We start from the raw sequence: 8,670 nt of genomic DNA, 5'->3' as shown, positions 1-8,670 counted from the left end.
CACCTGATCCCATCCCGAACTCAGAAGTGAAACAGACCAGCGCCGATGGTAGTGTGGCGTTGCCCATGTGAGAGTAGGTCATCGTCAGGCTCCTAATACCAAAAACCCCAGCATCCTCGATGCTGGGGTTTTTTATTGCCTGAAATTTGGCAAATGCCAAAACCATGACGCTGCGCACAGTGACAACATGTAACCGAGGTTACACTTCTGTAAAAGAACTGGCTAAAACAACATCAAAAATCCAAGCCAGCCTCAGAGACGCTCATCAGTCATCTTTAAATCAGCCGCCAATAACAAGAAGCGGCCGCGGTGAGATGTGACTATGAGTAAACCATTTTATTCGCTTCTCCTCCTGCCTTTACTGGCCTCGGGGGTCAACGCCGAACTGCGCCCGATTTCAGATCGACAGATGTCTGAAGTCACAGGGCAGGCCTTTGTATCGGTTGACCGCCAGTACCATCCTGATGCCAACGACAACACCGCCTATACCCGGGTCAATCTCGGAATGGACATTGAAATCCAGACCAATGTGGATGTGCTGAAAATGGGCCGTTACGACCGGGAAGGTGAGAAACCGGGCACTTCGGATGTCTATATTGAAGATTTTGCCCTTGGTTACATTAACAATCAGGCTTACTTTGACGCCAATCCCAAAGCTCCGAGACAGCGAAAGCCCGATGGCAGTGCCTATGCAGAGGGGGAAATCGTTCCTTTTTTGATCCAGAATCCGTTTCTGGAGTTTGCCTTCGATGAACAAACTGAAGAGGTGGTCGGCTTCCGACTGGGTTTCGGTGAATCCATGGGTGTCCTGTCCGGCAAGATTGAAACGCTGACTGGCAATGTGAACGTGGACATCATTGACCGCGGTGAAGGGCTGAGCCAGGCCAGCTCAAGCGGTAACCTTTTTGACCAAATCATCGTGCTCCTCACCCCTCTACTCGAAGGCGGTAGTCCATTATCCACCAAGGCAGAGCTGGTTTACGGTGCGGAGGGCGATCCAAACATTGGCTCCCTGGACCCGGTAAGAGCGGAATACATCGGTATTCCGGATGGCGAACGGTTCATTCTCGAAGGCGCAAGCGGCTTTACCCGCTGGTCGGTAAAGAATCTGATCGGCTGGGGGTCGAGTTCCCGAATCGAGGTTCCGGATTGTTCCTTTTTCAGCTGTTCAGGCGGTGACATTTATGTTTACGCGGAGGACTGCCTGGTCCTTGGAATAGATTCCTGTTTCGACCTGGATATCTATAACAGCTTCCCGGTAGGAGAGGTTGGTGAGGTCAATGGCGAGCGACGTATCACCGGGCCGGCCGACGGTGCTTTTATCTCATTCCAGACCAAAGATCTTGATTGGCTGAAGGATGTAAAGAAAACAGACTTCACGCCCGAAGATTTTATCAAGGCCACATCAGGTGCCTTCTTCAATATTCCCAACGGCGCTACTGAGGTCAATCTCAACGAGGCGCTCTATGGCACCCAGCGTTACCGCACCGAATACATCGACCGCGGCAAAGGTCTGTTCTGAGGAGCTTCGTATGAAATGGTTGAGTTTCAGTCAGCTTCCTGTTTTCGCGCGGCTCCTTCCGGTGATGGCGGCTGTTCTGGCCGCCCCAGTGCCTGTTGAGGCGGAACTTCAGGGGCTTTCGGAAACTGAAATGTCCTCGATTGATGGAGCCGGGATCGGCCTTGTACTGGAGAATTTCAAATTCTCCCATGGAACGGATGAGCCGGATGCCTTGGGAGAGCAGGCACGCATTTTCCGGATTGGCGGGATCAAAAGCACCGACGGCCGTGATGTCGATATTACGGTAAACCATCTCTACATCGCCGGGGCCAATAGCAACTACGGAGAGACCCTGGGCCCGGTCAATCTCGGGAGACTCCTGAACCCGTGGAAAATTGATGTGGTGGATGGCAATGATATTGGTATCGCTAACAAGGCGGTGCTGGAGTTCGCAGCCAGTGCCATGGTCAATAGCGACCAGGGTTATGACTGCATGGACTCCGGGGCCGGTCCTGGCAGCGGCACCTGCTCGAGTCGCCCGGCGTCCGCTGGATACATCGGGGAACGAGCGGACATCGGCATGCAGATGAACGTGGCAGTTGGTGACGACCGGTCTGCCAATATCAATATCCACGCAAAGAGTGCTGTCATCGATGGGAGCTATCTGCGCCTTTGGGGCGATAACGATCGGCGCCAGATGGTCGGCCAGTTCAAGCTGAATTTCTATTCCCCGGAACTTTCTATCAATGCCTGCGCACAGGACGGTTCTACCTGCGGATCACGAATACTGATGAGCAATTTTGCGCTCGAACTGGCGATTGGCAACCAGCTTCAACCGGTATTCTTCGACGTTGATGGCAGTGGAAACTTTGTAGTGGAGGTTGCTGCAATTCGGCGCCCTCAGCCGGGCGAGATCGGTGCCGACGGTCTCCGCGGCAGCAGTGATGCGGACGCCTGGGATTTCTACGAGTCCTACTACACGAACCCGGAGTTTCGCAGCAATCTCAAGATCGGAAATTTCAGTGTTGGCGACCGCGATTTTGGTTCGGCCCGTGTACAGGGAATGCTGATACAACACTTGAACATTAAGACCAGGGATCTGAGCCAATGAAATCCTTTCTGCGCAGAACAATACTTGCTCTCCCTGTTTTTCTGTTTTCACTCCCCAGCCTTGCCGAACTCGCCCGCCTGGGAGATGAAGCTCTCTCGCATATCTCCGGACAGGGTGGAATCTACCTGTCCGGCGACATCAGCATCAATGAAATGGGTGGCCCGGTTGAGAACAGCTATTTCGGACGCTGTGATGACGTGGACAAGAAGTGCGGTGCCCGCTTTGCCTACCGTCTGAAAGAGGACGGGGGATGGATGGTTCTTGATGATATTCGGGGCAATTTCGCGTTTGAGGGCCTGACACTGCGGGTCCGCAAAGTCGATTCCGGATTCGGTGGTGATGGCGAACTGTTCAATCGGGATGTGCTGGAGCTTGGGCTACCCAATACTGTTCGGTTCAACGACGTTCAATTCAAGATTTCTTCCAGCAGCACGGCCCGGCCCACCGACCCCGGCTTTCAGCAGACCGACATATTCTCTGTTGATATGCGAGGGGACGTTGTGATGGAAGGAAACCTGCTCGTGTTTCCGGCGGGGAATCCGTGAGATTGAAGAGGTTAACGGTTATGGGCGCGCCAGACAGAATCAAACAACTTGCCCCGATGGCCACTGGGCTGTTTTGTGTGGTCCTCGCCTTGCCGGTGGTCGCCGACATGAAAAGCCTGGACGATTCCACGCTGGCAAACATCAGTGGCCAGAGTGGTTTGTCGGTAGAGCTCGATCTTGGCCTGACGGCAGATCGACTGTCCTATGTTGATGATGGCAGCAGCATCCATCTGGACGGTTTTCGCATTGGGTCCGCCGTTGATCCTTCTGGTCAGGCATTCCACCTGATTCGCATCGATGTTGAGGAGGATGCATCCCTTAACCTCGATTACCTGGTGAAAGACCGACGGATCGAGTTCGGTGATATCCGGCTCGCCGGGGCCCCCGGTGTCAGTATGGGGGGGATCTTTTTCGATCATTCTCTGGAAGGGTATTTAAATATAAGGCAGGGCAGCTCCGTTGGCGGGGCCGGATATACCTTTGACTCCGCCTACACGATGACTGGCGGCCGTCTGGGATATCGCACCAATGGCAATGAAGTTTTTCTGGACGATATCACCATGAATGTGGAGGCACTGGGAGTAACCCTGGATGTGGTCGGCGACACTCTGGCTCTGAATGCGCCCAGAATAACCGGGGATTGGGAGGTCGGCGCGATTCGTTACAGCAGCAACCCCCTGAATCATGGCGTATCTGTCGATTCCGGCAACGGACAGCCTCTACCCAGCTATGGCAGCCTGAGTGGAAGTTACGAGCTTTCCTCCAGCACCAGCCTGACTGCCGGCGGCCGATCCGGAGAGGGCCTGCGAATCGATAATGAGACCGTTATACACTCGGCCTCTTTTCTGTACAGGGATGACGGAAAGGCCCTCGCGCTTCGAGACATCACTGGCGTCTATCGGATTAACGACCTCCGGCTCGATGTGGCGACCGACTGGCAGAATAGACCGGCCCTGGCCCTGACCCTTGGCTCCATGGATGGTGAATTCAGCATTGGCGCTATTGAGGTGGGTGGCAATGGCAAGAGTATCGGTCAGGTGAATGTCAGCTTTCTGCTTGAAGATCAGGTGTTCAACGGCCGCAGCTATTCCAATGCGATCTATCTGCAGGGGGGTGGACACCCTGACGCCGGGCCGCAGGGCTTGCGACTTGCCACTGAATGGAGTCTTCGGCTTGCTGATTTCAGCTACACCGAAGACGGCAACCGGGTGATCTTCAGTGGCCTGCAGTCCTGGGGGCAGGGCGATGTAACGGTCAATGTAACTCGCGATGGCGTCACCAACGATACCGAGTTCTTCGATGGTCTGCGGATTGGTTTCGAGGACATCAGGGCCGGCTACCGGATCAACGGTCTGCGAGTAGGAAGTGATGACGCCCCCTTGCAGGGTGGCACAGAGCTGCTGCTGGCACTGGGGTTCTATCCGGCTTACGAATTCGAGCTTGATGGCCATGTGACGCTCGGTGCAGGCGGCGCATCGGGTGAGGGGATAACCATCAATTCCGATGTCAGCATCAGGAACGGCAAGGCGGCGATTATCGCGGTGCCCTACGATGAAGGTAATGGTGAGATTCCCCAGAAGGGTCTCTGGATTACCGAACTGGATTATGACGCGCATGTGCGTGACATGACCGTTGATGTCAGCCAGGAGGGGCTTGCGGTGATCAAGGGCGAATCCTGGAGCACCATGGATATCGGCAATCTGAGAATCGGCGACAAGGAATCCGGTCAGAGTTTCGGGAGGTTCGTGATTCAGAAATACGAAACCGGCAGCAGCATGACCGTCGTCCCCGGCGGGGCCGGCGATGTCTGCGCCGGTGGCATGGGTGATAGCCCATCCGCCTGTGCGGCTTCCGGAGGCGTCTGGGAACCCCGGGGTGAGGAGGGGCTGACGGTCCGCCTGAAGCAGGTGCTTGCCAAGGCCATCAATGAAGCCCGGAAGAACTCGCTGACCTGGGAAACCAACCGGCAAAGCAGCGGTGTTGGTGAGGCCATGAACGGAACCGGGACGAGCCTCGTTCTGAACGATATCCATACCAGCGATGGTGGGGACTTTGATGGTGATGGCGTAGACGACAACTCGTTTGGGCTACGGACCGATCTTTCCGTGGATGTCTATCAAACCCGGGTTGTGAAGAAGGAGGACGGTCCGGATGCAATGGGAGTGACAGGCAACCGGGGCGATGAAAAAATCATGGATGGTTCGTCCACTGCCGGTTACCGCTATGTCTCCAATCCAACCCTCGCCGAGGCCGACAACAGACCGCTCGGGTTTGCTGTGAAGGCGAGAAGCCGGTTCAAGGAACTCTCGATCAACAATATCGACCTGGTTCATCCCGTTGGTGGTGCTCAGACGGCCGTCTATGGCGTCAAAATGCAGAACTTTGATATCAAGGCCAATCTGACCGCAACCCCGATTCCCTGATCTTCCCGCAGGCGGTTCGCAAAGCGACGCCGTCAACTTTGTCTTTTTCCCTTCCCTGGTGTTTAATCCGGCCTTACCCAATTTCATGGCTGGATGCATCTTATGAAATCCAAAGCACTTATAGAGCTGCTCAGTGACGGTCAGGTTCACTCCGGAGCCGCGCTGGCCGAAAAGCTCGGGGTTAGTCGTACCGCAATCTGGAAGCAGATTCGTCGCGCGATGGAGGAAGGTGCTGACATTGCCACGATTCGCGGACGTGGATATCAGCTGGTGTCCCGGGTCGACCTGCTCGATAGGGCACGGGTGCTTCGTGAAATTGCCGCCGGCCGGGAACAGGAGCTTTCACTGACAGTCCTCGACGAGGTTGACTCGACCAATGCCGAGGTGATCAGGCAGATTAACGCCGGAAGCAAGGGTGTCCCGGTGGCTATCGCCGACTGTCAGACGTCCGGCCGAGGCCGACGGGGGCGTGTATGGCAAAGCCCCCGGGGCGAAAACCTGTACCTGAGCATGGGGCTCACCTTCCACGGCGGCTTCGGAGTACTGGATGGGTTGAGTCTGGTGCTCGGCGTTGCGGTGGCCAATGCCCTGGAACGACTGGGAGTGCCGGAGGTCGGACTCAAGTGGCCAAATGATATTTTTCTGCCGGACGGCAAGCTTGGCGGCATCCTGGTGGAGCTCCAGGGTGAGCTGGAGGAAGGCGTGGTGCAGGTAATTGCGGGTATCGGGCTGAATGTACATATGTCCCGGGCTGATGGCGTCGATCAACCCTGGAGCAGCCTCGCCAGGGTCTGCCCTCAAGTCGAGTGGTCGCGCAGCCAGATCGGTGGTGCAATCATCGATGCTGTATTCGATGCTGTCGCGCTGTTCTCGGATATCGGGTTTGCAGATTTTCGGGAGTCCTGGCAGCGTCGCGATGTGTTCATGGGAAAATCGCTCAAGGCCCGGGGCGGTGATGTCGAAGGTGTCGGTTGTGGCATTGATGACGCCGGCAACTATCAAATCCGGACCGAAAACGGGCTTGTTCCGGTGCGCGCAGGGGAAATCAGTCTGCGAGTGGCAAAATGAATCTGTTTATTGACGCGGGTAACACCCGGCTGAAGTGGTGTCTTGCAAACCAGGATGAGGTTCTGGCCTCGGGGACCGGCTCTCTCGAAGACGAGAACCCCCTGGGCATGTCGGGAGAACTGATCGGAAAGGTTGTGTCTGTCGCCATATCCACCGTCGCCTCTGAAGAAAGGCGAACTCATTTGGCGGGCTCCGTCGAGAAGCTGTGTCAGGCGCCGGTTCGCTTTTACTGGTCGGAACAGTCCCGGAATGGCCTCATGAACGCCTACCAGGATGTCTCGAGAATGGGGGCTGATCGGTGGCATGGAATGTACGGTGCCTGGCTCGATCACAGGCAGGGCTTTGCGGTCTTGGACGCAGGCAGTGCCGTTACTGTCGATTATGTTGATCGGCATGGTCAGCATCTGGGTGGTTATATTCTTCCTGGCCTGCAGATGATGCTGCGCAGTCTCCGGACCGATGCCGCCCGGATCTGGTTCGACCCGGACCAGGGGCTGGCAACGGACCCTGGCAAGAGTACCGGAGAGTGCGTGAACCATGGTCTTGCCTGGCTGTCTGCTGCGATGATTGAGCGGGTGATCGCTGACGCCCGAAAACTGTCACTGTCTGAAATTCTGGTTACTGGCGGCGATGCTGACCGGCTTATCGGTCTTGGTCTGCCCGGTATTTCTCGCCCGGATCTTGTGTTGTCGGGACTTCGTGCAATTCATGCGGAGGAAACCTCCGGATGAGGTGGTTGGCGTTGGTGCTGGTGCTGGTGAGTATTGCTATTTATTACCTGCCGGACTTCGTGGGGCCATCGGGCGGCATGGCCAATGTTGCCAGTGGCAGCCTGCCAAGGGTGGCCAGCCTCAAATCGCCGGGGCCGGCAGACTCCGGTGTCGGGCCTGGTGCACCCGCCGACGAATCCGAAATGTCCTGTGCCCGCCTTGGATGGATTGAAACCGCGGAGCGCGCCCGAAGCCTGGTGGACAGTCAACCTCTCGCGGAGGAGGCGGGTTTCAGGATTGAAGAAGTCGAAAGAGAGCTGGCACCCCTGCACTGGGTTCTTATTCCACCCCAGCCCGAGGCTGTCGCCCTGAGCCAGTTCCGTGACATTCAGAGGCAGGGGATCGACTCCTATCTGGTTACCGAGGGCGAAAACCGCAATGCCATTTCGCTGGGGCTGTTCGAGTCCCGCGAATCTGCAATTTCCGTGCTGGAAGAAAAAAAACGTCAGAATCTTAATGCGGTACTGGTCAACTTCCCCCGAAATCAGATAAGCTACGCGCTCTCTTTTGAGGCGGAACCAGAACTCGCTGAAGAACTGGTTCAGGCGGTGAAAGCGGATTACGGCAGCAATTTTGATTTCGTTGAAATCAGGCCTTGTGAAGGTGTTGCAACGCCAGAAAAAAATCCGTAGTATACCGCCCTCGCTGACGAGGCGAATGTGAGCTGGCGTAGCTCAGTTGGTAGAGCAGCTGACTTGTAATCAGCAGGTCGGGGGTTCGATTCCGTCCGCCAGCTCCACTTTAAGTTTTGACGGATTCGCTCACGCGAATCCGACTCGGAGGGGTTCCCGAGTGGCCAAAGGGATCAGACTGTAAATCTGACGGCATCGCCTTCGCAGGTTCGAATCCTGCCCCCTCCACCACTAAATTGCTCGCGGGCATCGTATAGTGGCTATTACCTCAGCCTTCCAAGCTGATGACGCGGGTTCGATTCCCGCTGCCCGCTCCAATTTGTTTTGTAATGCTCATGTAGCTCAGTTGGTAGAGCACACCCTTGGTAAGGGTGAGGTCGGCGGTTCAAATCCGCCCATGAGCTCCATTATTTATCCGGTCAACGTTACGATCCTGGTTGATTAGGGAGATTGGTCGAATGTCTAAGTCTAAGTTTGAACGTAATAAGCCGCACTTGAACGTAGGCACCATTGGTCACGTTGACCATGGTAAAACCACTTTGACTGCTGCCCTGACCCGTGTATGTCACGAAGTTTGGGGTACAGGCTCTGCGAGTGCCTTCGACCAGATCGATAACGCA

The 8,670-nt window shown here is 55.8% G+C and carries 8 protein-coding genes, 4 tRNA genes and 1 rRNA gene; all 13 read left to right on the top strand.

Going from position 1 to position 8,670, the window contains the following annotated elements; translation table 11 throughout:
- Positions 1-90 (top strand): 5S ribosomal RNA (gene rrf, locus AC13E3_RS00580); the annotation flags it as partial.
- Between the two features lie 232 nt (positions 91-322).
- Positions 323-1,522, top strand: a complete 1,200-nt coding sequence (locus AC13E3_RS00575) for a hypothetical protein (protein ID WP_008174806.1) — start codon at positions 323-325, stop codon at positions 1,520-1,522.
- Between the two features lie 10 nt (positions 1,523-1,532).
- Entirely contained in the window at positions 1,533-2,612 is a 1,080-nt protein-coding gene (locus AC13E3_RS00570) for a hypothetical protein (RefSeq protein WP_482901583.1), read from the top strand.
- Complete coding sequence (locus AC13E3_RS00565) at positions 2,609-3,157, top strand: hypothetical protein (RefSeq protein ID WP_482901582.1); 549 nt, start codon at positions 2,609-2,611, stop codon at positions 3,155-3,157. The genes AC13E3_RS00570 and AC13E3_RS00565 overlap by 4 nt, the downstream gene beginning before the upstream one ends.
- A gap of 20 nt (positions 3,158-3,177) precedes the next feature.
- Positions 3,178-5,580 carry a DUF6160 family protein gene (locus AC13E3_RS00560; protein WP_482901581.1) on the top strand — a complete coding sequence of 801 codons (2,403 nt, stop codon included), beginning with the start codon at positions 3,178-3,180 and terminating at the stop codon, positions 5,578-5,580.
- 102 nt (positions 5,581-5,682) lie between these two features.
- Positions 5,683-6,648, top strand: coding sequence for a biotin--[acetyl-CoA-carboxylase] ligase (locus AC13E3_RS00555; RefSeq protein ID WP_482901580.1), 966 nt, complete (start codon positions 5,683-5,685; stop codon positions 6,646-6,648).
- Positions 6,645-7,379: a type III pantothenate kinase gene (locus AC13E3_RS00550; protein WP_008174817.1), complete on the top strand. Its 735-nt coding sequence runs from the start codon at positions 6,645-6,647 to the stop codon at positions 7,377-7,379. Before AC13E3_RS00555 ends, AC13E3_RS00550 begins: the two co-directional genes overlap by 4 nt.
- On the top strand, positions 7,376-8,050 hold the full coding sequence (locus tag AC13E3_RS00545; RefSeq protein WP_227507717.1) for a hypothetical protein: 675 nt from the start codon (positions 7,376-7,378) through the stop codon (positions 8,048-8,050). Before AC13E3_RS00550 ends, AC13E3_RS00545 begins: the two co-directional genes overlap by 4 nt.
- 31 nt (positions 8,051-8,081) lie before the next feature.
- Positions 8,082-8,157 (top strand) — tRNA-Thr (locus AC13E3_RS00540).
- Between the two features lie 39 nt (positions 8,158-8,196).
- Positions 8,197-8,281, top strand: a tRNA-Tyr gene (locus AC13E3_RS00535).
- Between the two features lie 11 nt (positions 8,282-8,292).
- A tRNA-Gly gene (locus AC13E3_RS00530) sits at positions 8,293-8,367 on the top strand.
- Between the two features lie 14 nt (positions 8,368-8,381).
- Positions 8,382-8,457 (top strand) — tRNA-Thr (locus AC13E3_RS00525).
- Between the two features lie 51 nt (positions 8,458-8,508).
- A partial coding sequence (locus AC13E3_RS00520; RefSeq protein ID WP_482901584.1) for a GTP-binding protein occupies positions 8,509-8,670 on the top strand: 162 nt, incomplete at its 3' end.

It is taken from the genome of Marinobacter sp. L-80 (assembly GCF_056859395.1).
This window is presented reverse-complemented; position numbering and strand designations above follow the sequence as displayed.